Raw genomic sequence first — 22,415 nt, 5'->3', positions numbered from 1 at the left:
CTCCAGCTTGAGAGGTGAGGATAATGAGCATGGACATGACCACGAGAATGTTTAAGGAGGAAGGCTGGATAAGAAAGCGGTGCCCCAAGTGCGGAAAGTTCTTCTGGACGCTTGACCCTGACAGGGAAACCTGTGGCGATCCACCGTGTGACGAGTACCAGTTCATCGGAAAGCCCGGCATACCGAGGAAGTACACCCTCGACGAGATGCGCGAGAAGTTCCTGAGCTTCTTCGAAAAGCACGGCCACGGCAGGGTGAAGCGCTACCCGGTTCTGCCGCGCTGGAGAGATGATGTGCTCCTCGTTGGAGCTTCAATTATGGACTTCCAGCCCTGGGTTATCAGCGGCGAGGCCGACCCGCCCGCAAACCCGCTCACCATAAGCCAGCCCTCGATAAGGTTCACCGACATAGACAACGTTGGAATCACCGGCAGGCACTTCACGATATTTGAGATGATGGCCCACCACGCCTTCAACTACCCGGAGAAGCCGATATACTGGATGGACGAGACGGTTGAGCTGGCCTTCGAGTTCTTCACCAGGGAGCTGAAGATGAAGCCAGAGGACATAACCTTCAAGGAGAACCCCTGGGCCGGCGGAGGAAACGCCGGGCCGGCCTTCGAGGTGCTCTACCGCGGTTTAGAGGTTGCTACGCTCGTTTTCATGCAGTACAAGAAGGCCCCCGAGAACGCCGACCCGAGCCAGGTGGTGGAGATTAAGGGCGACTACTACGTTCCGATGGAGACGAGGGTTGTTGACACCGGCTACGGCCTTGAGAGGCTCGTCTGGATGAGCCAGGGCACCCCAACGGCCTACGACGCCGTCCTCGGCTACGTGGTGGAGCCGCTCAAGAAGATGGCAGGGGTTGAAAAGATAGACGAGCGCATTTTGATGGAGAACTCCCGCTTGGCTGGAATGTTCGACATCGAGGACATGGGCGACCTTCGCTATCTTCGCGAGCAGGTTGCAAAGCGCGTCGGCATAAGCGTTGAGGAGCTTGAAAAAGCGGTGAGGCCCTACGAGCTGATCTATGCGATAGCGGACCACACCAAGGCTTTAACCTTTATGCTCGCTGATGGGGTTATCCCGTCCAACGTCAAGGCCGGCTATCTGGCGAGGCTCCTCATAAGGAAGAGCATAAGGCACCTCCGCGAGCTGGGCCTTGAAATACCGCTGGCTGAGATAGTGGCCATGCACATAAAGGAGCTCTCCCCGACGTTCCCGGAGTTCAAGGAGATGGAAGAGGTAATCCTCGACATCGTGAACGTCGAGGAGAAGCGCTATCAGGAGACCCTCAGGCGCGGAAGCGACCTGGTGAAGCGCGAGATAGCGAAGCTCAAGAAGAAGGGAATCAACGAGCTCCCGCTTGAAAAGCTGATACTCTTCTACGAGAGCCACGGCCTTACCCCGGAGATAGTTGCAGAGGTGGCACAGAAGGAGGGCATAAAGGTCGAGATTCCGGACAACTTCTACACGCTGGTTGCCAAGCAGGCCGAGAAGGTCGAGAAGAAGACCGCTGGGGAATACGTGGTGGACTTCGAGCTGGTCAAGGACCTTCCAGAGACGAGGACGCTCTACTACGAGGACCCGTTTATGAAGGAGTTCGATGCCGAGGTGCTCAGGGTTATAGAGGACTGGGTGGTTCTGAACCAGACGGCCTTCTACCCGGAGGGCGGCGGCCAGCCCTACGACACTGGTGTCTTGGTCGTTGACGGTAAAGAGGTCAAGGTTACTGAAGTTCAGAAGGTCGGGAAGGTCATACTCCACAGGGTCGAGAGGCCGGAGTCCTTCAAGCCCGGAGCGAAGGTTCATGGGAAGCTCGACTGGGAGAGGAGGATACAGCACATGCGCCACCACACCGGGACGCACGTCCTCATGGGTGCTCTAGTCAGGGTTCTCGGAAAGCACGTCTGGCAGGCCGGCAGTCAGCTCCACACCGACTGGGCGAGGCTCGACATAAGCCACTACAAGCGCATAACCGAGGAAGAGCTTAGGGAGATTGAGCGCCTGGCGAACAGGGTTGTGATGGAGAACAGGAAGGTAACGTGGGAGTGGCTGCCGAGGACGGAGGCGGAGATGAAGTACGGCTTCAGGCTCTACCAGGGTGGTGTCGTTCCGGGAAGGGTCATCAGGGTTCTCAGGATAGAGGGCTGGGACGTACAGGCCTGCGGTGGAACGCACCTGCCGAGCACAGGTTTGATAGGCCCGATTAAAATCCTCAGAACGGAGCGCATACAGGACGGCGTTGAGAGGATTATCTTCGCCGCTGGAGAAGCTGCAATTAACTGGATGCAGGAGACGGAAAGACTGCTCAAAAAGACGGCAGAAATCTTCCGCGTGCCGCCGGAGAAGGTGCCTGAAACCGCCGAGCGGTTCTTCAACGAGTGGAAGGAGGCAAGAAAGGAGGTCGAGAAGCTCAGGAAGGAGCTGGCGAAGCTGCTCGTTTACGAGCTTGAGGGCAAAGCTGAGAAGGTCGGCGAGGTGGAGTTCATCGGCGCGGTCGTTGAAGGGACCATGGACGACCTCCGCGAAGCTGCCAACAGGCTCAGGAAGGAGAAGAGAGTAGTAGTTCTCATCAGCAGGGAGGGCCACTTCGTCGTTGCCGTCGGCGATGGCCTCGACCTCAAGGCTGGAGAGCTCGCGAAGGTGATAACAAGCGTTGCCGGCGGTGGTGGCGGCGGAAGGAAGGAACTTGCCCAGGGCAGGATAAAGAACCCGCTGAAGGCGGAAGAGGCCATAGCCGAGGTGAAGAAGAGCCTCGGCTGATAGTCAATTTTTTAAAGTTTTAAGTGTAGCTATAAATCGAGGGATATTATAATGAGACTTGTTGTGGGATTACCTATTGAGGATATTAGGGATATTGATATTAAGAGCAATAATCCCTCGAAAATTCACAAGATACTTTTCTTGAAATGGGCTATGAGACAGTATGTCGTTTTCTTTTTTGGAGAGAATAGTGATTTAGATTATGATATCGTTAAAGGATATATTCTTGATAGAGGATATATTTTTAAAAAGATCTCTCCATATATTAGGAAAAGGCTAGACCTACAAGATGATGACGTGATATTATGGTTTCGCCCAGAGATGATTGATAGCGATGTTGAGACGATGATAGATTTAGCTCTTTTGACCGGTGATATTGACGAGTTTCTTGTAACATTTATTATGTCTAAGTGATATCTCTTCTCTTAGGGGTGTCCACAATCAAGGTCAAGGCCATTACCCGTGAAATCATTGCGCTCGCTCAAGAACTCGGTCTGAGAGCTGTTCCCGAGTACAGAACGCCCGACGGCACGAGGATAGACGTGGCGATTCTGAAAAACGAACAAAGGCTCCTGGCAATAGAGCTTGAGGCCTCCTTCAAGTGGTTTCCCCAGAGGGTGCTATACGATGTGGTCAAGGCCCACCGCGCGGGCTTCCCAGAGCTGTGGATAGTTACCCCCTTCCGCGGAAGCCCCGGCTGGGTCGAGGGCTACGCCAAAGAGCTCGGCCTGAAAATGGAGATAAAAAGCGATAGGGCCATCATCGACGAGCTCAAAGCCCGGTTGGCTCGTCTATGAAGAAAACCCCCAACCCAAAGCGCTCTCTGATAAGTTCCATGAGTGCCTTCACCCCGAGCGTTTCCGTCTTGTAGTGGCCCGCTACGAGGACGCTTTGGGGCAGATCAACGGCCGTCAGATAATCTGCGTGGGTGAACTCGCCCGTGATGAGGAGGTCAATCCCCTTCCGGTGGGCCTCCTCCAAAGCGAAGGCGCCGGCACCGCTCACCGCTCCGACGGTCCTTACCTCCCTCTTTCCGAACTCGTAGGTCTTGACGGTTGTATCGAGCTTCTCGGCAATTATCTGCGCCACCTTCTCGATCGGCTGGGACTCCTCGAACTCGCCGTAGAAGCCAATGCTCAGCCCCCTGTACTCCCCGAAGGGCCCCTTCGGCTCGAGGCCGAGGAGCTTCAACAGTCCAACGTTGTTCCCGACCTCCGGGTGGGCGTCGAGGGGCAGGTGGGCGACGTAGAGGTTCAGGCCGTTCTCTATGAGGGCTTTCAAACGCTTGTAGTGAACCCCGGTTATGTAGTTCAGACCGCCCCATATCATGCCGTGGTGGACTATCAGCATGTCCGCTCCGGCCTTTGCGGCCCTCTCGATTGTTCTCAGCGTCGTATCGACGGCGAAGGCCACCCTCTCAATCTCTTCTTTTCCCTCGACCTGAAGGCCGTTGCTCGACTTGTCAGGGTAAGCCGAGACGTTCAGGTACCCGCCGAGGAAGGCAACGAGCTCGTCGCGGTTCATGGTTATCACCCGGTTGTATTCACCTACTGAATAATTCACTACCTGAATATGCCCCGCAAACCCTTTTAAAACCCCGCCTTAGATTGGCTGAGAGGTGTGAAGATGGAGGAGAGGTTCGGAAAAGCTGTGGAGGAGCTCGCGAGACTGGTTATGTCGGGTGAGATTAAGAGCAGGGAGGAGCTCAACCGCTGGAAGATCAAGGTCTCGCGTAAGTATCATCTCTCAAAGATTCCGGGCAACTCCGACATCTTGAAGGCCATTCCGGAGGAGAGGCGCGAGGAGTTCAGGGAACTGCTCAAAAGGAAGCCTACGAGGACGATAAGCGGCGTCGCGGTAGTTGCCATGATGACCAAGCCATTTCCCTGCCCACACGGGCGTTGCATCTACTGCCCAGGCGGGCCCAGCGTCGGCTCTCCCCAGAGCTACACAGGGAGGGAACCTTCAGCCTTGAGGGCCGTTCAGAGCGCCTACCACCCCTACATAATCATGATGCGTCGCCTGAAGCAGCTCACCGACATCGGGCACGACGTGGACAAGGTCGAGGTCATAATCCAGGGAGGAACCTTTCCCGCGGTTGATCTGGACTATCAGGAGTGGTTCGTTAAAGAGGCCTTCAAGGCGATGAACGACTTCCCTCACTTCAGGGATATAGAGAACCTTGAGGAGAAGCTCGTCAGGTTGATAGTGAAAAGAGACGAGTCCGTCCTGGAGGAGGACCCCAAGTTCAGGGAGGCGTGGCTTAAGACACACTCAAAGCCCTACTACTACCTTGAGGACGAGCAGAGGAGGAACGAGAGGGCTAAGGTCAGAATGGTCGGGCTTACGATAGAGACGCGCCCGGACTGGGCCTTTGAGAGGCACATAGACAGGATGCTGAAGCTCGGAACAACGAGGGTTGAGCTCGGCGTTCAAACGATTTTCAACTTCATTCATGAGAGAACCAGGCGCGGTCACGGCGTCGAGGAGATAGTTAAGGCCACTCAACTTCTCCGCGATGCGGGCCTTAAAATCAACTACCACATAATGCCCGGCCTTCCCGGGAGCAACTTCGAGAGGGACCTCTACACTTTCAGGACGATCTTCGAGGATACCCGGTTCCGCCCTGACATGCTGAAAATTTACCCCACTCTCGTGACCAAAGACGCTCCCCTCTACCGCTGGTGGAAGGAGGGTAAATATCGTCCCTATCGCACTGAGGAGGCCGTTGAGCTCCTCGTCGAGGCCTACAAGCTCTTCCCCAAGTGGGTTCGCGTGATGAGAATCCAACGCGACATTCCCGTCCAGCTAATCGTCGACGGCGTCAAGCACTCCAATCTGGGCCAGCTGGTCTTCAACGAGCTGATAAAGCGCGGTATAAGGCCGAGGGAAATCCGCTTTAGAGAAGTCGGCCACATGATGGAGAAGTTTGGAATCCAGCCCGAGGTTGAGCACATAAAGCTCCTCCGCGAGGACTACGGGGCATCTGGCGGAAGGGAAATCTTCCTGAGCTTCGAGGACGTCAAGAACGACATACTGATAGGGTTCTTGAGGCTGAGGATTCCGAGCGAGAAGGCCCACAGGAGAGAGATAAAATGCTGTCCTTCCGCTATAGTCAGGGAGCTCCACGTTTACGGCCCCCTCGTGCCGATTGGTGGTAAACCTAGGTACGAGTGGCAGCACCGCGGTTACGGAAGGGAGCTTTTGAGCGAGGCCGAGAGGATAGCGAGGGAGGAGTTTGACGTCAAGAAGATGCTAGTTATAAGCGGCGTCGGCGTGAGGGAGTACTACAGAAAGTTCGGCTACCGGAAGAACGGGCCCTACGTCGCCAAGAGGCTCGACAAAAGCTATGGGGATTACAAAAAGAGCAGGGAGTTCGACGCGCACCTGAACACCTAGGCCTCAAGTTCCTCATGTATCCTTCTTATTTCCGCTTCCTTCACGGCTTTTTCGTGCTCTCTGTCCCCTTTCTCTCCGGCTACTCTCTGGGAAAGTTCGAGGAGCACCTTTTCTGGCCCGTAGCAGACGAGAACATCGCCCGGTTTTACAAGGGTGTCCCCTCTGGGTGCGCCTATGTAAACCTCCCTATCGCCTTTTTTCCTGTATATTCCCAGGACGAGTATTCCCTCTCTGTCCAATTCAAGCTCTCTCAGCGTCCTGTTGGCGAGCCAGCTGTTTTCCTTCACGCGGATCTGGGATATCGAGTATCCATGGGTTATTCCCAGCAACTGGGTGTAGTCGTAGACCCTCAGCTCCGGGAAGGCCCTGTTGAGAAAGCGCCTGATCCACCTTTTCATCCAGCGCTCAACCCTTTTTGATGTGAAGGTGACGTAGAGTCCCCCGAGGCTGAGCGCGAGGATCACCAGGTAGCCCGTTGCCTCTCCCCGGCTCCTTCCCAGGAACGTCAGTACCAGGGTGGCCATTGCAGATGCAATACCTGCACTCCCCAGGAATATCAGCGTCCTTATTATCTTCCTCCTTGCCGGGTGGGAGACAACGTACTCGCTCTCGCTGGTTGTGAAGCCCGTGCCAGAGAAGGCCGACTGTGCCTGAAACGATGCGACTTCCTTAGAAAGGCCGGTCATCTCAAGGGCCGTCGCCCCGATTCGGACTATTATCAGGGACAGCGTTATGACCAGAATAAGGGAAAGGAGGGCTATCAGCCCCTTCACCCCCTCGCTGGGACAGCGCTTCCGGACATCCTGGCGGTCAGTGCTATGGCTATGAAGTTGGCCCCGCTCATTATCAGGTCGAGGGACACGAAGAGGCCAATCGCCCAGAGGCTTGACCAGGGCCACTGGAGGACTATCAGGAAGCCGAGGATAACGCTTAGCACTCCTGAGAGCGTCATGAGGGCCCACTGGCTGACGTCCTTGTTCTGAAACGCTACTGCGATCCTTATCGCCCCTATCGCTATCAGTGAGAACCCGAGGACGAGTGTGAGTACCGTCGTGGCCAGAACCGGGTTTTCAAGCGTCGCTATGCCGCCGATGACGTATATGAGCCCCATTAAGATGTGTAGCGTCCTGCTCTTCCAGTCCTTGGCCTTGAAGATTCCCTGCCCCATCTGGAGTGCCCCTCCCACGAGCATGAAGGCTCCGAATATGGCAACGCTGGTTATGCTCACCAGCGGCAGGAGGAGCAGTCCGGCAAAGCCGAGGGTTATGAAGATTATCCCGAGGCCGAGAAGCCAGACCCAGTTCTTTCCAAGCTCACCGTATTCCATCGAACCACCCCCTAATTTTTTCACAAAAGGTAACTTTAGGTCTTTAAAAAGTTTTCTGTGAAAAGGTTACTAAAATTTCGGGTTTTTCGAGCTAGTAAAACTTTTTAAGCACCAGAGAACAACCCTGAACTGGGGTGGCTTTTAGTGGGTAAGGGCAGATGGTCTTTATCTTACGAGGCAAGCTTCAGGATCAAGGTCGTTCTTCTTGCTGCCATTTTTGGGCTTGCAATATTCATGATAGTTTACTACCCCATAATCTCTTACAACCCTGTTCCCTACGGCGTTGCCTCGCCTAAAGGGCAGATTCTCCTGATGGCGAACTTGACGTTCGACGGAATGAAGTGGGAGAACGCCGTGGATCTCTACAACAACCTGGTCCTCAAGGGGGACGAGGATTACGGAGACTATGTGGTGCTCGAACTCAAAACCCCTGGCTGGTGCATGGACGCGGTCGTTTGGGACGGAACGAGGTACACAAGAAGGGCCACCTGTGTTCGCAAGGTTACGATATCGAAGTACACCTTCCGCATACCTCCAGGCTCCTACTGGTACCTCGACGGCTCCTACCACCTGATACTCTACAAGCCTGAAGGTGCTCCAAAGAACTATGAGGTCGTGAACTTCACGGTAACGTATGGACCAAAATCGGACTGGGGTGCCTTTAAGGCCGCGTACCCGGAAGTTGAAAGGGAAAAATGAACGGGCACGTGATCAGACCTGGAACTCCGGGTTGTTCTTCATCGACCTTGCTCCAAGGGACATCGCTATGAAGCTCACACCGGCGACTATAAGTTCGATCGCCACGAAGATTCCGATGACCCACGGACTCCACTCGGGCCAGTTGGCGAGGATCATAACTCCGATGAAAAAGTCTATGACGCCCGAGAAGATCACCAGCCCGCCGTTCTGGACCTTGAAGCCCATCAGCACCTTGATGATACCGAAGACGAAGTACGCCCCGCCGAGTATGAAGGTCAGTATCTGGGCTGACAGGAGGGGCTCCTCGAGCATTGCCGCTCCGGCGATTATGTAAAGGGTTGCCAGCAGCAGCTGGAATATCCTCGTCCCCCCGCTCTCGCCCTTCGTGAAGATGGCAACAGCTATCAGTATCCCTCCGCCTATTATCAGGAACACTCCGAAAACCGCTATGCTGGCCAGCGTGACGAACGGGAGTATTCCCAGCCCGACTATACCGAGGATCAGGAGGACAACGCCGAGGAGGAGATACCACTGCCAGTGCGCCATCAGGCTGGCCAGTTTTTTTCTTGTCATCTCCTCGCGGTATTCGTTGTATTCCTCCGGGGTCATTGACCTTTCCCCGGAAGGCTCTTTAATATCGTCCATGGTTTTTACCTCCAAACGACATTTTACATACAGTGTATTTTGCTAAACCGATAAAAGTCTTTCGTCGAAGAGTTTTCGAAAGATTTCGATGCTTTTTTAACGGGTTTTCCGAATGGATCACCATGAGGTTCAAACCGAAACCATTCACCAAGGCGGTTCCCTTCAGGTGCCTTTACTGCCTTGACTGCTGCAGGGGAAGGCACGTTTACCTTACCTTGAAGGACATCGAAAGGATAGCGAAGAGGGGCCACGACCCCCAGGGTTTCGTGACGTTTTCGGTTGAGGGAAATACGATACGTTTCGTCCTTGCGGTGAGGGAATGGGACCTCGGCTGCGTCTTCCATGATCCGGAGACCGGAAAATGCAGGATACACGAGGCCAACCCTATAATCTGCAGGATATACCCCTTCATGGTCTCAAGGAAGCCCCTCGGCGTTGAGGGAGAAAAGCCGTTTCACTACAAGGGCCAAGAACTGTGGCTCTACTACGATGAAAGCTGTCCAGGGATAAACGCGGAGGAGCCGGAGGTTGAGATAACACCCGAGGAGATAGCTGAGCTGGGCCTCGAGTTTGAGAGGGAGTTCGAGCGCACGGATATGGACGGCTTTGTGAAGTTGCTCGACGAACTCGAACGAGGCTAAGCTTTTAAGCCCCCTCTCGAAACAACCTCCATGGAGATGGAACTCCGCTACCGGCGCGCTTCGGCCTGGGAGTACGACCTGATCCTCCGCGAGGCGGAGAAGTACGGCGAGCTGGAGCATCATTTCTTCGCGGTAGTGGAGGGCAAGTTTCGGGACGTTTACGCTGTCAATGAATCCCTCTGGAAGGAGCTTGAGGGGTTAAGGCTTAAGCCCTACGCCTACGGGACTTTCGTGGGCACGATTAAGGTGGACAACCTCGTCGAGAAGTTCTACCCCAACGTCGAGTTCTTCTACTTTGTTAAAGTCGAGAAGAACTACGCCGTGCTGAGTCCCAAGGCTGGCTTTCTCTTCACCACCGGTAAGGACGTTCCGAGAAGTGGCGTTAGGAAGTACAATTGGCAGGGCACCAAAAAGCTTGTGGTTTACGACGAGAACGGGGTTTTACTTGGCATCGGAAGGATTAACCCAGAAAGCAGGAGGAAGTTCATTCTGAACGTCACCGACGTCGGCGAGTTTCTGAGAAGGAAGCGCTAGAGCAGTCTGGCGGCATCCCGGTAGACTGGATTTGCAAAGGAGTAGAACGTTCTGTGGCCGATGGTCTCTTTTTTGAGCAGGAACAACCCGTCGGTTAGCGTTTCGAGCAGGGTGGTTAGAGGTTGCTTTGAAAGTCTCCAGCTTCCAGAGAAACCGGGACTCCAAGGCCCGCTGGGACAAATGCGCTGAACTCTACCTCGATGCTCCTTTTTCTGCTCCCCAGTTTGGAGACCGCACCCAAAAGGCGAACGGTTAAGTCGTGAAAACTTTTCGCAGTGGAGAGGTTGAGGTATATAACGGCAGTTCTCACACTCTTCGCGTATTCAACGGCCGTCGCTATGGACAGGCTCGTCTTCCCGACCATGCGTGGTCCAAGCACAACCCCCCATCCCGAGGCACGGAGAACCTTCAAAAGCTTCTCTGCTTCCCTCTTCCTGCCATGAAGCGTTCTTATATCCGTTCTTGGATGAACGTTGAAGTAGTTCTCCACTCAACAACCCCCTTAACAAGTTAGGGGGTTGTGCAATTAAAGTTCTTGCCGGTCGCAAAGAGGGAACTAAATTCTGAAAAAATGGACGAATTCATCCCAGCGTCACGACTATGGCGTAGCCGTCGGTCGTTTTAAGTCCCGCTACCTTTATCGTTCCTTTCCTGCTGTTGGGGTCGTATCTGAGTTCGACGTCCACATTCTCCGAAAGGGCCTCCTTTGGAATAGCTACCACCGCAAACCTCTGCCTCGCGGTGTCGCCCATTGAAATCTGGTTGATAGTGCCCTCCATGTCATATTCGTGGAAGAGTTTCGCCCTCAGGATTGGGACTATCTCCCCGGTGTAGAGCGTATCGCTTGAGCCCGTTCCTCCGCTTTGAAGGGTGAAGACCTTGTAGAATTCGCTTAATTTTTCTGAATCGTTGAGTTTTGCATAACCGTTGATTATCTCGTCTATGGTTATTCCTTGTGCAAGCTCGCTGAGGGGGATCTTTCTCGCCACGCCAGAATTATCAGGCAGTTTATCGAGAGGCTCGTAGTAGGGCAGACCGTTCAACAGCTTTCTGTACTCGTTGGGGATTTCTTGTACGTTGAAGCTCTCGGACATAACGGTATCACCATAAATCTTCTTGGCCTTGAATGTGAATCCATTGTCTGACTTGAGCTTCTCAACGCGAACTATATCGTTGGGTTCCATTTGGAAAACCCACATATCTTTCTGCTCTATCGAGACCTCGTCCCCATTAATCTTAAGTCCTACCGAGTAGTAGTACGGAACCACGAGAATTTCAGTGCTTCCGTTTCTCACTACCAGGTACGCGGAGTGTATGTTGTCGTTAGTTATGACCAGAAGAAGGTCTGCACTGCCGATGGAGTTAGAGGCCTGGGTTTCCGTTCCGCTGGAGGTGGTGTTCGTCCCCCCGCTTGTGCATCCGCTGGCAAAGACGGTAAGGAGAATCAAAAGAAGGGGGAAGAGTGCCCTTGGCCTCATCTAACATCGCCACCGGTTTATCTTCACTTTCCGGTGATCCCCCAGAGTACCCAGGCTATGGGCTCAAGGGTGAACCACAGGAGTATCGCCAGCAAGAACGCGAAGATCTGCATTGCTATCCCGGATCCAACGTACGCTCCTGGGGTCATGACAACCGCGACGTTTCCGCTACCCCCGCTGTGGGGGTCTATAACTTTCCTTGAGACCCTGGCGTAGACCTTGGCGACTATCCCAAATATTGATGAAGCCTGTCCGGTGTATATGTAAACATCCTTCTTGGTCCAGATGAGCAGCCCGATGAAGACGAAGAACAACAGGGCTCCTACTGGGGAGTCTGGATTAAACGCAAAGAGTACTATTGAGAGCACGTATACTATAAAGGTGCCCCATGCGAGCTTTTTGGTTTTCTCCTTCACGGGCACGTTGTATTCCTCTGCCAGCGAGGTGAGGCCGATCATCAATGCCAGCACGCTCCCAATCCCGAGGAACACCACAAGAACAGTAAATACAATGTTGTCGGGTTCCATCACCGCCCCGAGTGCGGCTATCGATAGTAGTATTCCAAGGTTCCCGAGCGCCCCGAGGATTCCAGCCACCGGCCGTTTCACAACCAGCACTATATCACCTCCTTACTATATCACCTCCTTACTATATCACCTCCTTACTATATCACCTCCTTACTATATCACCTCCTTACTATATCACCTCCTTACTATATCACCTCCTTACTATATCACCTCCTTACTATATCACCTCCTTACTATATCACCTCCTTACTATATCACCTCCTTACTATATCACCTCCTTACTATATCACCTCCTTACTATATCACCTCCTTAAAAAGCTTTTGGGCGTAGTCTAACCTTCTCGAATGCGTGTTTGTGGAATTATTTGTTTATTCTTCCTGAGGAACTCATAACCTCTGCCGGCTGTGGTGTTTTTGATTGGCTTTTCTTACCCCACGTAATCTTTTTAAGGCCTTTCGCGTAGAGTCTAACGGTAACTAAAGGTTACTAAAGGGGGTGACGCTCATGATCAAGAAAGTCAAGACTGGCATCCCTGGAATGGACGAGATACTCCACGGAGGAATCCCAGAGAGGAACGTGGTTTTGCTCAGCGGTGGACCCGGGACTGGCAAGTCCATCTTCAGCCAGCAGTTCATATGGAACGGCCTCCAGATGGGTGAGCCGGGAATCTACGTTGCCCTTGAGGAGCACCCGGTTCAGGTGAGGCAAAACATGGCCGGGTTCGGCTGGGACGTGCGGAAGTACGAGGAGGAAGGGTTGTTTGCGATGGTCGATGCCTTCACGGCCGGAATAGGCAAGAGCAAGGAGTACGAGAAGTATATAGTCCACGACCTCACCGATATCAGGGAGTTCATAGACGTTCTCAGAACGGCGGTCAAGGACTTGGGAGCCAAGAGGGTCGTCATAGACTCGGTAACGACGCTCTACATCAACAAGCCCGCGATGGCGAGGAGCATCGTGATGCAGCTCAAGCGCGTTCTGGCCGGTCTCGGCGTCACGAGCATACTGGTGAGCCAGATAAGCGTCGGCGAGCGCGGTTTCGGCGGGCCCGGCGTCGAGCACGGAGTTGATGGCATAATCCGCCTCGACCTGGACGAGATTGACGGCGAGCTGAAGCGCTCATTAATCGTCTGGAAGATGCGCGGGACGAGCCACAGCATGAGGAGGCACCCCTTCGAGATAACCGACAGGGGAATAGTCGTTTATCCTGACAAAGTACTGAAGAGGAAGGCGATAGTCGAGATTGAGTAAAAGCTGGGGGGTGGTGGAGAATGGTGGAGGTTCCGCTGAACCCGCTCGGGAGGGAGGAGATACACAGGCTCGAGAGCGTGCTCCTCTTCGCGACCCTCTTCAGGCCCGAGGTCATAGAGCTCATCAAGGACCCGGCCGAGAGGCTGACCTGGGTGGACAGCCTTGCCGTTGCCGCTGGAGCCATAGCGAGGGAGAAGGCGGGAATGACAGTAAGCGAGATAGCCGAGGAGCTCGGCAGGACCGAGGCGACGATAAGAAAGCACCTCAAGGGAGAAACCAAGGCCGGTCAGCTCGTCAGGGAGACCTACGAGCTGATAAAGCAGGGCAAGCTCGACGAGCTGGTCAGGAACATCGAAGTTTTGGCCAAGGGTGGTCAGCTGGTCGCCCTCGAGGAGTACGAGAGGCTCAAGAAGGAGAAGGAAGAGCTTGAGAAGCGGGTCAAGGCCCTCGAAGAGGAGAATCGCGAGCTAAAGGCAAAGCTCGAGAACGTCAGGAAGGTTCTGGGAGATGCCCTTGAGAGAATAAAGGAGATAGAGAAGCTCCTGTGATTATGGCCGCCATGCTTTCCCTTTTGAGAGTTCTTGCATTGCTTTGGCAATATCTTTTGCCCTCTGCTCTATGAACTTTTCGTAATTCTCACTTGCAAGGAGGTCATAGTCCACGTAGTGGGTCATAAGGCGCCTGCGGAGTTCGGACTCCCCCAAAGTTATGGCGTCGCTGATTTCGGTTAAGTACTCAAGAGGGGGTTTTGCACCAATCTTGCGATTGGTCTTCCATGTTATCATTATGCAGTTCACAGCTCTGTACGCGTCCTCTTCTTTGATACCATTATCGCGAAGCCACGCCACAGGGTATACATGGTGATATTCTCTTAGTTTTATGTTCTGTGGTGTGATTCTGCTTCCGTCTGAGATGTCTTCAGCCCCACCTCTGAATGATATGAGAAGAATTGCTCTTCCGAGTCTATCCCTGTATTTTGGCCATCTCGCTGTTTGAATGACCTCTTCAGGCGGAAGAGGATATGAATTTTCGTTAAAAATCGGAACGTTGCTTTCGTCTCCTTCTCCATTTATCAGCATGGCTTTTAATCCTCTGTAATCCTGGAGCATTGCAGTGGGGACAGCCCTGTCATACCTCTCCGTGAAGAACGCTCTCCACAGGTATTCCCTGAGCGTTATCCTCACGTTGCCTCCCTCGTTTCCGATGTCTGGGGCTTCACCCCATATTGCCGCTATTACGGGTAATGGGCTTTCAGTTGGAAGTCTTTGGCGGTCGGGGATTCCTTCCTCCTCCAAGAACTGGACGAGCAACTTGGTCCCGCGCACTACTTTTCTCCAGTCATCTTCAAACCTCTGAAAATCGATGCTAAAGAATCCGCGTTGATTAGGCGGTTTGTTCTGAAGCAGGGCAACAACAGACAGCACAAAGGTTGGTACATCAACGTATTCAGATATTCTCGGAACTTCCCTTTTGAGGGACCCTATTAGTTCATGTAGCGACTCTCCAGTGGCGCCTTCAAGCTGGGCAACCACGATGTCAAACGGCTTTAGTGGTGCCATGTTGGTATTCAGCTTAAGGAACACTTCTATGGCCACTTCTGGTGGAGTTTCTGGGGGTAAGTACAGGTATGGGAGGTTATAGTGAGCTACCTGTTCCCTTATTTTCGAAATTAGCGATACCAGCTTCAACATTTTCTTGGCGTCTCCATCTGTGGCTTTTTCAGCCCATTCATGGTATTCGCTTTCTCTGAGTTCTGGGTCGAGAAGTCTTACAGGTATTAGTCGCTTTTTCCAGCACTCTTCAGGATTCTCAATCCACATGGGGTATCTCTTTCCGTTCCGGACCCATCTTGAAACGTATATCACTTGGAACTCATCTTTGGGTATCTCATCAACACTGTTGTATTCTCCTGGAACTTTTACAAAATATGTTTTGTCAGGATAGTTATCCTTTAGACTTCTCCACAGGGCAGTTAAGCGTTGCTGGCCATCGAGAAGGAGTTCGTTTATACTCTCTCCCTCTTCCGGCGCACTTGTCAGAGGTCGGTAAACAAAAGGAACCCTGTCCCCAACACCAAGAACCAATGCAGAGCCTACCGGAAGGTCCCGAATAATGCTGGTTAGTAGCTCCGATATTTCCTTTGGACCCCAAGCTTCAAATCTTTGAAATCTTGGGAGAACCAATTGCCGTGTTCTTATCTTGGTGAACCAATCCTTAATAGAGCGATTTCGTGCCTCCATTCAGATGGCACCCGGAGAACTTACTAAGAAGGGTTATATAATATTTGTGGAAGAAGTTAAAGGGAAATATGGGCAATTATTTTGCGTTTCCGTTCTTTCTCAGGCTCTCTTCCCAGGTCATTATCATGTGGGTGTAGGTGTCGTCGTCCTCTTCGATGCCCCTCTTGATCTCGGAAACGTGGGCGTACTTGGCCTTGAACTGCTCGAGTATGTAATCGACGGCCTTCTCCGGGTCGGCCTTGGTGCCGCAGGTGTAGACGTCGAGCGCAGCGTAGCCCCTCTCCGGCCAGGTGTGGACCGAGATGTGGCTTTCGGCGACTATGACGACGCCGCTGACGCCGGTGGGGGAGAACTTGAAGAAGTAGCTTGACTTGACCTCCATGTTGCTGACCTTTGCCGCGTCGAGGAATATCTGTCTTATCCTGTCAGCGTCACTGAGAACCTCAGGATCGCAACCGGCAGCCTCCACAACGTAGTGGAACCCGATGGTCTCTATCTCGCTCATGGCCTCTCACCTCTTGTTGCTCCTATTACGTACCCTTTTTAAAGTTAAGCCCTTGAGCGGGGAACTATGGGCGGGCCGTTTTGCCGTTGAACTGCTCTGAATTGGCCTGGAATGCATTGAACTGTTGGGTTCTGGCTGTTATCGAAATTTTCCAAAAGCTCCTGGGGGATTCGGCCTAGTCCCGATTTGAAGGCTCTTTCATGGATTAAGCGCTCTCTCCGTCCCCGTTTGTCCCTGCTCATCGCTGGCCATTTTTATGCGTGAACCACTAATTTTAAAACTCGTCCCTCCAACTAACGACAAGTTTTGCAAAAACTAACGACGGGGTGAAGGTATGTCGAAGCCTAAAACCAAGGCAAGGCCCACGGCTGGCGATGCCGTGAGGGCGAAGAAAAGGAAAAAGCTCGGCTTTTTGGCCAAGATGGGGTACAAGAAGATGATTACGTATCCCCTCGCTGTGTTCCTCGTTGCTCTGATTCTGCTCGCGGTCAATTTCCCGACCCTGGGAATCGACCTGCAGGGAGGCGTCGTCGTTACTGCCTACGGGGTCAGCGCCAACCCCGACGAGCTGGCCAAGTTCATAAGCGACCAGCTTGGAGTCGATGTCAGGGTTGAGAGCTTCACCGGTGTCGATACAAACGGAGTTAGGGTTTACGCACCCGTTGGGACAGACCCGACCGAGATAATCAAAATCATGCAGCAGAAGTACCCTGATGCAGAGTACACCCACAGCGAGGTTCAGCCCACGTTCGGTGAAATCGCCCAGCAGCAGGGAATAAGGGCGCTCGTCTTCGCCTTCCTGGCCATGGCCGTGGTGGTGTTCCTGTTCTTCAGGAATATCGTGCCGTCCATGACGATAATCTTCTCGGCCCTCTCGGATATGACCATAGCCGTCGCCCTGATGGGCCTCTTCGGAATAGAGCTCACGACCGCGACCATAGCGGCCCTGCTGATGCTCATCGGTTACACCGTGGACAGCAACATTCTCCTCACCACCAAGCTCCTCAAGAGGAAGGAGGACAGCATAGACGAGGCCTACCTGAACGCGGTATCGACGGGCTTTACAATGAGTACTACGACCCTGGGCGCGCTCCTCATACTGTGGCTCATCTCCACGAGCCAGACCATAGACAACATCGCCATAGTCCTGATCTTCGGTCTTCTGGCCGACTTCATGAACACCTGGCTCCTCAACGCCGGCGTGCTGAAGTGGTACCTCTCAAATTCCGCCAGGGGTGGTAGCGAATGAGGAGAAAAACCAAGAGGCTCCTCCTTAACTGGAGAATTATCCTGCTCATTCTCTTCCTTGCGGGCTCGATTGCCACGCTCGCGGTAAAGCCTCTGACCTTTGGAATAGACATATCCGGTGGTGTGGCCCTGGTAGCCCAGACCGAGCACCCCGTGGACAGCGACACGATGCAGCTCGTCGTTGATTCGCTCCAGAAGAGGCTGAACACCCTCGGACTAAGGGACATAACGGTGGAAGCCCAGGGTGATCAGATAGTCCTCATAAAGGTAGCCAACGTCAGCACCGCCGAGCAGGCCAACCAGATAAAGGCGGTTATCGAGAGCCAGGGTGTTTTCTACATGGAATTCAACGGCGTGATCTTTGGAACCGGAAGCGATGTGGAGTACGTTGGCATCTATCAGATAAAACCTGACAACAGCTGGAGCGTCCCGTTCAGGATTTCAAAGAGCGCCGCCGAGAAGTTCGCCGAGCTGGCCAAGGGCAAGGTCGGCTGGCCCGTTGATATGTTCCTCGACCCGCCGGTCAATTCCCTCATGGTGGTTCCAGATTCCGTTTACAGACTAATGAACAGCACCGAGTTCAACGCCGAGGCCCCGGAAGCGCCCACCCTCATGGAGAGAATCTCCAAGGCCTTCAACATAACGGTTGTAGCCTACGCCAACCAGAGCGCGGACGAGATAGCCGGGCTGGCCGAGGGCAAGGACAAGATAGTCCTGGTCGATGTTCCGCAGGAACTCCAGAGCGGGCTTGAGGGAATGAACCTCACGGTCAGATACGTCCCGAGGAACCCTGGCGAGAGCGACCACCAGCTCATAGTCCGCGTTCTTGGCCTCTACGGCCCGTACTCCCTTGGTGAGGGCCTCACAATAGGCGAACCCCAGCAAGACGTCCAGATAACCGGAACCGCCCCCGACAGGCTCACGGCCGAGCAGGAGGCGAGCACGATATACACCGTCCTCAAGAGCGGTTCGCTTCCGGTCAAGCTCAACGTTGTTGGAATGGAGTTCATCTCCCCTAGGCTCGGCGAAAACTTCAAGACCCAGGCGCTCTACGCCGGAATAGCGGCGCTCATAGCGGTTCTTCTTATCGTCTACTTCCACTACAGGAACTGGAAGATAGCCATACCGGTCGCCAGCACGAGCTTCTTCGAGGTCCTCATAATCCTTGGCTTCGCCGCTCTGATAAACTGGAACCTCGACCTGCCGAGCATTGCAGGTATAATAGCGGCCATAGGTACCGGCGTCGATCAGCAGATAGTTATAACAGACGAGCTCCTTAGCGGTGAGAGGAGCACGAAGATAAGCAGGCGCTCGAGCGTAATCAAGAGAATGGGTAGGGCGTTCTTCGTCATATTCGCCTCGGCGGCAACCACTATAGCGGCCATGAGCTTCCTGCTGGTGTACTTCGTCGGAACGCTCAAGGGCTTCGCCTTCACCACCATACTCGGCGTCCTCATCGGAATACTGATCACCAGGCCCGCCTACGCCGAGATAGCGAAGTACCTGCTCGGTGAGGACTGATGTTCGTCGTCATAATGGGTGCCGGGAGGGTCGGCTTCCTCGTCGCCAAGATGCTCGAGGAGGACGGCCACGACGTCACCATAATCGAGATGGACAAGGCGAGGGCCAAGGAGCTCTCCCTCCTCATCAACGGCCTCGTTATCGAGGGCGATGCCACCGACCCGAGGACGCTGGAGGAGGCCAACATAAAGCAGGCAGACGCGTTCGCTGCCTTAACGGGTAAGGACGATGCGAATTTGCTCGCCTGTATACTGGCGAAGCACCTCAACCCGAAGATCAAGACGTCTCTCAGGATAGGCAACCCGAAGAACAGGAAGATATTCGAGGAGGTAACGGACCTCAAGCGCTACTTCGACTTCGTGATTTCGCCAGAGGAGATAGCGGCGGAGTACATAAGCCGGAACATCGTCACGCCAGGCTTCGACAGGGTGCTCTTTCCCAAGGAGGGGGCTGAGATAGTCCGCTTCACCATCGACGAAAACAGCGAGATAGCGGGCAAGTACGTCCGTGATCTTCAGCTGCCCAAGGACGCGCTCATGATAGCGGTCTACGACGAGAAGGGCAACCTAATTATCCCCTCTGGCGATACAAAGCTTCCTGAGAAGGGTCAGGTCATCGTCTTCGCCAAGAACAGCGCGCTTGAGGGCTTGAAGGAGCTCCTCGAGAGGAAAAAGCAGAGCGGCGAAGGTTAATATGGTTACCTTTTAATCTTTTATGTCCACTTCTCTCTCCGAACCTCGGGCCATCGTGCCAAAAACTATTTAAACCGGTTAGGGAAGCCAAAAGCGACGTGTGAGGAAACCTGTTTTCAGGGTCATTGGGGGGCTAATCATGGAGGACGTCATCAAACAGATTGTTGATGCAGAGAAGCGGGCGGAGGAGAGGATTGAGCGGGCCAAGGAGGAGGCAAGGGAGATAGTCCTCAAGGCCCGCGAGGAGGCCAGGCTCATCGAGCAGGAAATCATCGAAAGGGCCGAGAAGCAGGCCGAAGCCCTCATTGAGAAGGCCCGTCTCGAGGGCGAGGAGGAGGCAAAGAAAATCCTCGAGGAGGGTGAGGCCGAGATAGAGGAGCTAAAGGTCAAGGCCACGAACAATCTCGAGAGGGCCATCTCGGCCGGTATAGCGCTTGTGAGAGGGGGCTGAGATGTTCAGGCCGGAAGAGATGGTCAAGATCGAGGTCATAACGCTCAACCGCTATAAGGACAAGCTGCTCACCTACCTCCACGAGAACGGAGTGGTCGAGATAAGGGAGCTCGACGTCAGGGTGGCCCAGAAGGATTCCCCTAACGAGTACCACAGGAAAGCCGCTTCGTACAGCATAACCATCTCGAGGCTCGTCGATTTCCTAAAAGCCCACAGGAAGAAGGGCGGCGGTGGAATAAAGGAGTTCATCTTCCCGCCCGAGAGGGAGCGGAAGAAGTACAGGTACGAGGGGATAGAGAAGCTCATAAAGGACGTTGAGGCCTTCCTCTCCACCGTTGAGCCTGAGATAAAGGCGGTGGAGGGCAAGATAACCTCCACCCAGACCGAGATTGAGAGGATAAAGAATGACATCGCGATTCTCGAGCTCCTATCGGCAATTAACCTCGACGTGTCCTACCTCAAATCGACCGATATGCTTGAAATCGTAGTCGGCACCGTGGACAGGAACAGGTTCAGGCCCCTCGTCGAGGAGGTTAAGAAGGCCACCGACGGAAGGGCTGTCGTCGTCTCCAGGGAGCTTAAGGACAAGGTTTTAGCCGTTTTCGCCTTCCTCAAGCGCGACTACGAGAAGGCCAACCCGATCTTGGCGAAGTACTCCCTCGAGAGGCTCGAGGTCCCTGAGGGTAAGGGAACACCGAGGGAGCTCATAGCGGTCTACGAGGAGAAGCTCCGCGCCAAGGAGAAAGAGCTCGAGAGCGCCAAGAGAGATGCCGAGATGCTGGCCGAGAAGTACTACAATGACGTCGTCTTCTACCAGGAGCTGATGGAGAACGAGCGCGACAAGGCGAGCGTTTTACCGATGCTCGCGAGAACCAACATGACCTTCGCTTTGACCGGCTGGCTCCCCAGGACCGATGTCCCCAGGGTTCTCGAGGGAATAAAGAGGGTTACCGAAAACAAGGCCTACATCAACGTCCGCGAGCCGGGTGCAGAGGAGCTCGATGAGATTCCGATAAAGCTCAGGAACCCCGGCTGGGCCAGGCCATTTGAAATGCTCACGGAGATGTACGGCGTTCCCAAGTACGACGAGATAGACCCGACTCCGATAATAACCTTCACGTACTCGTTCTTCTTCGGATTCATGCTCACCGACTTCATGTACGGTCTCATCATAGCCATAATCGCGGCCCTCCTCGTCAAGGGGCACAGGAAATTCAACGACGGCACCTACAAGTTCTCCTACACCCTGCTCATCAGTTCGTTCTTCACCATGATAATGGGTGCCCTCTTCGGCAGCTACTTCGGCAACGCCCTCGACCTGGCCGGCTTCACCGTCCCGCGCGTCTGGGACACCTTCCAGGACGCCCTCGTGGTGCTCCAGCTGGCCCTGGCGATAGGCATAGCCCACCTGTTCCTCGGCTACACCCTGGGCTTCGTGGTCAAGTTCAAGAACGGCGACAGGAAGGGCGCTATACTCGACCAGCTGTCATGGATGCTCATAATCCTTGGAATCGTTACCCTCGTCCTCGGAACCAACAGCCCGAGCGCTGGAACCGCCGGCAAGGCGCTCTTTGGAATAGGTCTAGTGCTCTTCGCCATAGGCGAGGTGGTGAACAACGGTGGCCTGGCGGCGTTGCTGATAATCTCGGACTTCTTCGGCTTCGTCGGCAGCTGGCTCAGCTACGCAAGGCTTATGGCGCTTGCCCTGGCAACGGCTGGAATAGCCATGGTCATCAACATACTCGTCCAGATGGTCTGGGGCATAAGCATAGGCCCCGTTCCAATAGGAATAGTCATAGGTCTCATACTCTTTGCCGGCGGCCAGCTGTTTTCGGTCGCCATCAACGCCCTCGGAGCGTTCGTCCACTCGCTCCGTCTCCAGTACGTTGAATTTTTCGGGACGTTTTACTCAGGTGAAGGTAAACCTTTCGAGCCCTTCAGGGCAAAAAGAGAAGTTTCCGAGTTGGAGTTTGAAGCTTGAGGAGGTGTATGGAAGATGGACCCGATAGTTTACGTATCCCTTGGAGCCGCCCTTGCGGCCGGTCTTGCCGGAGCCGCTTCGGCCTTCGGTGTTGGTATAGCAGGCGCAGCCGCAGCTGGAGTCGTCGCCGAGGACGAGAAGAACTTCAAGAACGCGCTGATACTCGAGGGTCTGCCCATGACCCAGAGTATCTACGGTCTCATCACCCTGTTCCTTATCCTGATGGTCTCAGGAATCCTCGGTGGCGGCTTCAAGTTCACCGACCCGACCAACATGGACAACATCGTTAAGAGCGCCATACTCCTCGGTGCCGGTCTCGTGGTTGGCCTCACCGGCCTCTCGGCAATACCGCAGGGTATCATAGCCAGCGCTGGAATCGGTGCCGTCGCCAAGAACCCGAAGACCTTCACCCAGGGCATCATCTTCGCCGCTATGGCCGAGACCATGGCAATCTTCGGTCTCGTCGGAGCCTTGATAATGATAGTCACCGGAGTCGGCTTCTGACTCCGT

Annotated in this window: 24 protein-coding genes; 15 read left to right on the top strand and 9 right to left on the bottom strand. The window is 54.0% G+C overall.

Annotated elements, in window-relative coordinates; genetic code table 11:
- Nucleotides 1–23: 23 nt before the first annotated feature.
- Genes alaS through CL1_RS04955 form a run of 3 tightly spaced genes read left to right on the top strand, consistent with a single transcriptional unit; the run spans nt 24 to nt 3,562 of the window.
- Complete coding sequence (alaS, locus tag CL1_RS04965; RefSeq protein ID WP_014788795.1) at nt 24–2,765, top strand: alanine--tRNA ligase; 2,742 nt, start codon at nt 24–26, stop codon at nt 2,763–2,765.
- Between the two features lie 51 nt (nt 2,766–2,816).
- On the top strand, nt 2,817–3,179 hold the full coding sequence (locus CL1_RS04960; RefSeq protein ID WP_014788794.1) for a hypothetical protein: 363 nt from the start codon (nt 2,817–2,819) through the stop codon (nt 3,177–3,179).
- A gap of 17 nt (nt 3,180–3,196) precedes the next feature.
- Entirely contained in the window at nt 3,197–3,562 is a 366-nt protein-coding gene (locus CL1_RS04955; RefSeq protein ID WP_014788793.1) for a hypothetical protein, read from the top strand.
- Here the strand turns inward: CL1_RS04955 and CL1_RS04950 are convergent.
- Complete coding sequence (locus CL1_RS04950; RefSeq protein ID WP_014788792.1) at nt 3,537–4,289, bottom strand: Nif3-like dinuclear metal center hexameric protein; 753 nt, start codon at nt 4,287–4,289, stop codon at nt 3,537–3,539. The two genes, CL1_RS04955 and CL1_RS04950, sit on opposite strands and share 26 nt — an antisense overlap.
- A 102-nt stretch (nt 4,290–4,391) precedes the next feature.
- Here CL1_RS04950 and CL1_RS04945 point away from each other — a divergent pair, with 102 nt between their 5' ends.
- Nucleotides 4,392–6,164, top strand: a complete 1,773-nt coding sequence (locus CL1_RS04945) for a tRNA uridine(34) 5-carboxymethylaminomethyl modification radical SAM/GNAT enzyme Elp3 (protein ID WP_014788791.1) — start codon at nt 4,392–4,394, stop codon at nt 6,162–6,164.
- Here CL1_RS04945 and CL1_RS04940 read toward each other — a convergent pair.
- Together CL1_RS04940 and CL1_RS04935 are read right to left on the bottom strand one after the other, a co-directional pair.
- Complete coding sequence (locus CL1_RS04940) at nt 6,161–6,928, bottom strand: TrkA C-terminal domain-containing protein (RefSeq protein WP_048152369.1); 768 nt, start codon at nt 6,926–6,928, stop codon at nt 6,161–6,163. The genes CL1_RS04945 and CL1_RS04940 overlap by 4 nt on opposite strands.
- A 5-nt stretch (nt 6,929–6,933) precedes the next feature.
- Nucleotides 6,934–7,491 carry an HdeD family acid-resistance protein gene (locus CL1_RS04935; protein ID WP_014788789.1) on the bottom strand — a complete coding sequence of 186 codons (558 nt, stop codon included), beginning with the start codon at nt 7,489–7,491 and terminating at the stop codon, nt 6,934–6,936.
- Between the two features lie 234 nt (nt 7,492–7,725).
- Here CL1_RS04935 and CL1_RS04930 point away from each other — a divergent pair, with 234 nt between their 5' ends.
- Nucleotides 7,726–8,190, top strand: coding sequence for a hypothetical protein (locus CL1_RS04930; RefSeq protein WP_237266283.1), 465 nt, complete (start codon nt 7,726–7,728; stop codon nt 8,188–8,190).
- Nucleotides 8,191–8,202: 12 nt separating this feature from the next.
- Here CL1_RS04930 and CL1_RS04925 read toward each other — a convergent pair whose 3' ends face one another.
- Nucleotides 8,203–8,835, bottom strand: coding sequence for an HdeD family acid-resistance protein (locus tag CL1_RS04925; RefSeq protein ID WP_014788787.1), 633 nt, complete (start codon nt 8,833–8,835; stop codon nt 8,203–8,205).
- A 122-nt stretch (nt 8,836–8,957) separates the two neighbouring features.
- On the opposite strand from CL1_RS04925, the gene CL1_RS04920 reads away from it, so the two are divergent.
- Together CL1_RS04920 and CL1_RS04915 are read left to right on the top strand one after the other, a co-directional pair.
- Nucleotides 8,958–9,476, top strand: a complete 519-nt coding sequence (locus CL1_RS04920) for a YkgJ family cysteine cluster protein (protein ID WP_014788786.1) — start codon at nt 8,958–8,960, stop codon at nt 9,474–9,476.
- Between the two features lie 30 nt (nt 9,477–9,506).
- Nucleotides 9,507–10,010: a PUA domain-containing protein gene (locus CL1_RS04915; protein WP_187287178.1), complete on the top strand. Its 504-nt coding sequence runs from the start codon at nt 9,507–9,509 to the stop codon at nt 10,008–10,010.
- A 115-nt stretch (nt 10,011–10,125) separates the two neighbouring features.
- On the opposite strand, the gene CL1_RS04910 is transcribed toward CL1_RS04915, so the two are convergent.
- The 3 genes from CL1_RS04910 to CL1_RS04900 all read right to left on the bottom strand — a co-directional run bounded on the left by CL1_RS04910 (nt 10,126) and on the right by CL1_RS04900 (nt 12,105).
- A complete protein-coding gene (locus tag CL1_RS04910; protein WP_048151950.1) occupies nt 10,126–10,500 on the bottom strand; it encodes an ATP-binding protein in 375 nt (124 codons plus the stop codon).
- A gap of 91 nt (nt 10,501–10,591) precedes the next feature.
- On the bottom strand, nt 10,592–11,488 hold the full coding sequence (locus tag CL1_RS04905) for a hypothetical protein (RefSeq protein ID WP_014788784.1): 897 nt from the start codon (nt 11,486–11,488) through the stop codon (nt 10,592–10,594).
- Nucleotides 11,489–11,511: 23 nt separating this feature from the next.
- Nucleotides 11,512–12,105 carry a hypothetical protein gene (locus CL1_RS04900; RefSeq protein WP_014788783.1) on the bottom strand — a complete coding sequence of 198 codons (594 nt, stop codon included), beginning with the start codon at nt 12,103–12,105 and terminating at the stop codon, nt 11,512–11,514.
- Between the two features lie 415 nt (nt 12,106–12,520).
- On the opposite strand from CL1_RS04900, the gene CL1_RS04895 reads away from it, so the two are divergent.
- A complete protein-coding gene (locus CL1_RS04895) occupies nt 12,521–13,267 on the top strand; it encodes a KaiC domain-containing protein (RefSeq protein ID WP_014788782.1) in 747 nt (248 codons plus the stop codon).
- A gap of 23 nt (nt 13,268–13,290) precedes the next feature.
- Nucleotides 13,291–13,815 carry a hypothetical protein gene (locus tag CL1_RS04890; protein ID WP_048152368.1) on the top strand — a complete coding sequence of 175 codons (525 nt, stop codon included), beginning with the start codon at nt 13,291–13,293 and terminating at the stop codon, nt 13,813–13,815.
- Here the strand turns inward: CL1_RS04890 and CL1_RS04885 are convergent, their stop codons facing one another.
- Together CL1_RS04885 and speD are read right to left on the bottom strand one after the other, a co-directional pair.
- Nucleotides 13,816–15,507: a DUF262 domain-containing protein gene (locus CL1_RS04885; protein ID WP_014788780.1), complete on the bottom strand. Its 1,692-nt coding sequence runs from the start codon at nt 15,505–15,507 to the stop codon at nt 13,816–13,818.
- A gap of 76 nt (nt 15,508–15,583) precedes the next feature.
- Nucleotides 15,584–16,003 carry an adenosylmethionine decarboxylase gene (speD, locus tag CL1_RS04880; protein ID WP_048152365.1) on the bottom strand — a complete coding sequence of 140 codons (420 nt, stop codon included), beginning with the start codon at nt 16,001–16,003 and terminating at the stop codon, nt 15,584–15,586.
- A gap of 343 nt (nt 16,004–16,346) precedes the next feature.
- Between speD and CL1_RS04875 the strand changes: the two genes are divergently transcribed.
- The 6 genes from CL1_RS04875 to CL1_RS04850 all read left to right on the top strand — a co-directional run bounded on the left by CL1_RS04875 (nt 16,347) and on the right by CL1_RS04850 (nt 22,409).
- Nucleotides 16,347–17,261, top strand: a complete 915-nt coding sequence (locus CL1_RS04875) for a protein translocase subunit SecF (RefSeq protein ID WP_014788778.1) — start codon at nt 16,347–16,349, stop codon at nt 17,259–17,261.
- The gene (locus CL1_RS04870) at nt 17,258–18,781 is read left to right on the top strand and encodes a preprotein translocase subunit SecD (RefSeq protein ID WP_014788777.1); all 1,524 of its coding nucleotides are present in this window, start codon (nt 17,258–17,260) and stop codon (nt 18,779–18,781) included. The genes CL1_RS04875 and CL1_RS04870 overlap by 4 nt, the downstream gene beginning before the upstream one ends.
- Nucleotides 18,781–19,473 carry a potassium channel family protein gene (locus tag CL1_RS04865; protein WP_014788776.1) on the top strand — a complete coding sequence of 231 codons (693 nt, stop codon included), beginning with the start codon at nt 18,781–18,783 and terminating at the stop codon, nt 19,471–19,473. The genes CL1_RS04870 and CL1_RS04865 overlap by 1 nt, the downstream gene beginning before the upstream one ends.
- A gap of 139 nt (nt 19,474–19,612) precedes the next feature.
- On the top strand, nt 19,613–19,924 hold the full coding sequence (locus tag CL1_RS04860) for a V-type ATP synthase subunit H (RefSeq protein ID WP_014788775.1): 312 nt from the start codon (nt 19,613–19,615) through the stop codon (nt 19,922–19,924).
- Nucleotide 19,925: 1 nt separating this feature from the next.
- Complete coding sequence (locus CL1_RS04855) at nt 19,926–21,905, top strand: V-type ATP synthase subunit I (RefSeq protein WP_014788774.1); 1,980 nt, start codon at nt 19,926–19,928, stop codon at nt 21,903–21,905.
- A 15-nt stretch (nt 21,906–21,920) separates the two neighbouring features.
- Complete coding sequence (locus tag CL1_RS04850) at nt 21,921–22,409, top strand: V-type ATP synthase subunit K (RefSeq protein WP_014788773.1); 489 nt, start codon at nt 21,921–21,923, stop codon at nt 22,407–22,409.
- The last annotated feature ends 6 nt before the right edge of the window (nt 22,410–22,415 follow it).

The sequence above is a fragment of the Thermococcus cleftensis genome (assembly GCF_000265525.1).
Taxonomy (GTDB): Archaea; Methanobacteriota_B; Thermococci; order Thermococcales; family Thermococcaceae; genus Thermococcus; species Thermococcus cleftensis.
Note: the sequence above shows the minus strand (reverse complement) of the source record. Positions and strands in the feature narration are given on the sequence as shown.

Coding starts and splice junctions, on each gene's coding strand:
- alaS (WP_014788795.1), top strand. CDS start 24: ATGAGCATGGACATGACCACGAGAATGTTTAAGGAGGAAGGCTGGATA.
- CL1_RS04960 (WP_014788794.1), top strand. CDS start 2,817: ATGAGACTTGTTGTGGGATTACCTATTGAGGATATTAGGGATATTGAT.
- CL1_RS04950 (WP_014788792.1), bottom strand. CDS start 4,289: ATGAACCGCGACGAGCTCGTTGCCTTCCTCGGCGGGTACCTGAACGTC.
- CL1_RS04945 (WP_014788791.1), top strand. CDS start 4,392: ATGGAGGAGAGGTTCGGAAAAGCTGTGGAGGAGCTCGCGAGACTGGTT.
- CL1_RS04935 (WP_014788789.1), bottom strand. CDS start 7,491: ATGGAATACGGTGAGCTTGGAAAGAACTGGGTCTGGCTTCTCGGCCTC.
- CL1_RS04930 (WP_237266283.1), top strand. CDS start 7,726: ATGATAGTTTACTACCCCATAATCTCTTACAACCCTGTTCCCTACGGC.
- CL1_RS04925 (WP_014788787.1), bottom strand. CDS start 8,835: ATGGACGATATTAAAGAGCCTTCCGGGGAAAGGTCAATGACCCCGGAG.
- CL1_RS04920 (WP_014788786.1), top strand. CDS start 8,958: ATGAGGTTCAAACCGAAACCATTCACCAAGGCGGTTCCCTTCAGGTGC.
- CL1_RS04915 (WP_187287178.1), top strand. CDS start 9,507: ATGGAGATGGAACTCCGCTACCGGCGCGCTTCGGCCTGGGAGTACGAC.
- CL1_RS04905 (WP_014788784.1), bottom strand. CDS start 11,488: ATGAGGCCAAGGGCACTCTTCCCCCTTCTTTTGATTCTCCTTACCGTC.
- CL1_RS04895 (WP_014788782.1), top strand. CDS start 12,521: ATGATCAAGAAAGTCAAGACTGGCATCCCTGGAATGGACGAGATACTC.
- CL1_RS04885 (WP_014788780.1), bottom strand. CDS start 15,507: ATGGAGGCACGAAATCGCTCTATTAAGGATTGGTTCACCAAGATAAGA.
- CL1_RS04875 (WP_014788778.1), top strand. CDS start 16,347: ATGTCGAAGCCTAAAACCAAGGCAAGGCCCACGGCTGGCGATGCCGTG.
- CL1_RS04870 (WP_014788777.1), top strand. CDS start 17,258: ATGAGGAGAAAAACCAAGAGGCTCCTCCTTAACTGGAGAATTATCCTG.
- CL1_RS04865 (WP_014788776.1), top strand. CDS start 18,781: ATGTTCGTCGTCATAATGGGTGCCGGGAGGGTCGGCTTCCTCGTCGCC.
- CL1_RS04860 (WP_014788775.1), top strand. CDS start 19,613: ATGGAGGACGTCATCAAACAGATTGTTGATGCAGAGAAGCGGGCGGAG.
- CL1_RS04855 (WP_014788774.1), top strand. CDS start 19,926: ATGTTCAGGCCGGAAGAGATGGTCAAGATCGAGGTCATAACGCTCAAC.
- CL1_RS04850 (WP_014788773.1), top strand. CDS start 21,921: ATGGACCCGATAGTTTACGTATCCCTTGGAGCCGCCCTTGCGGCCGGT.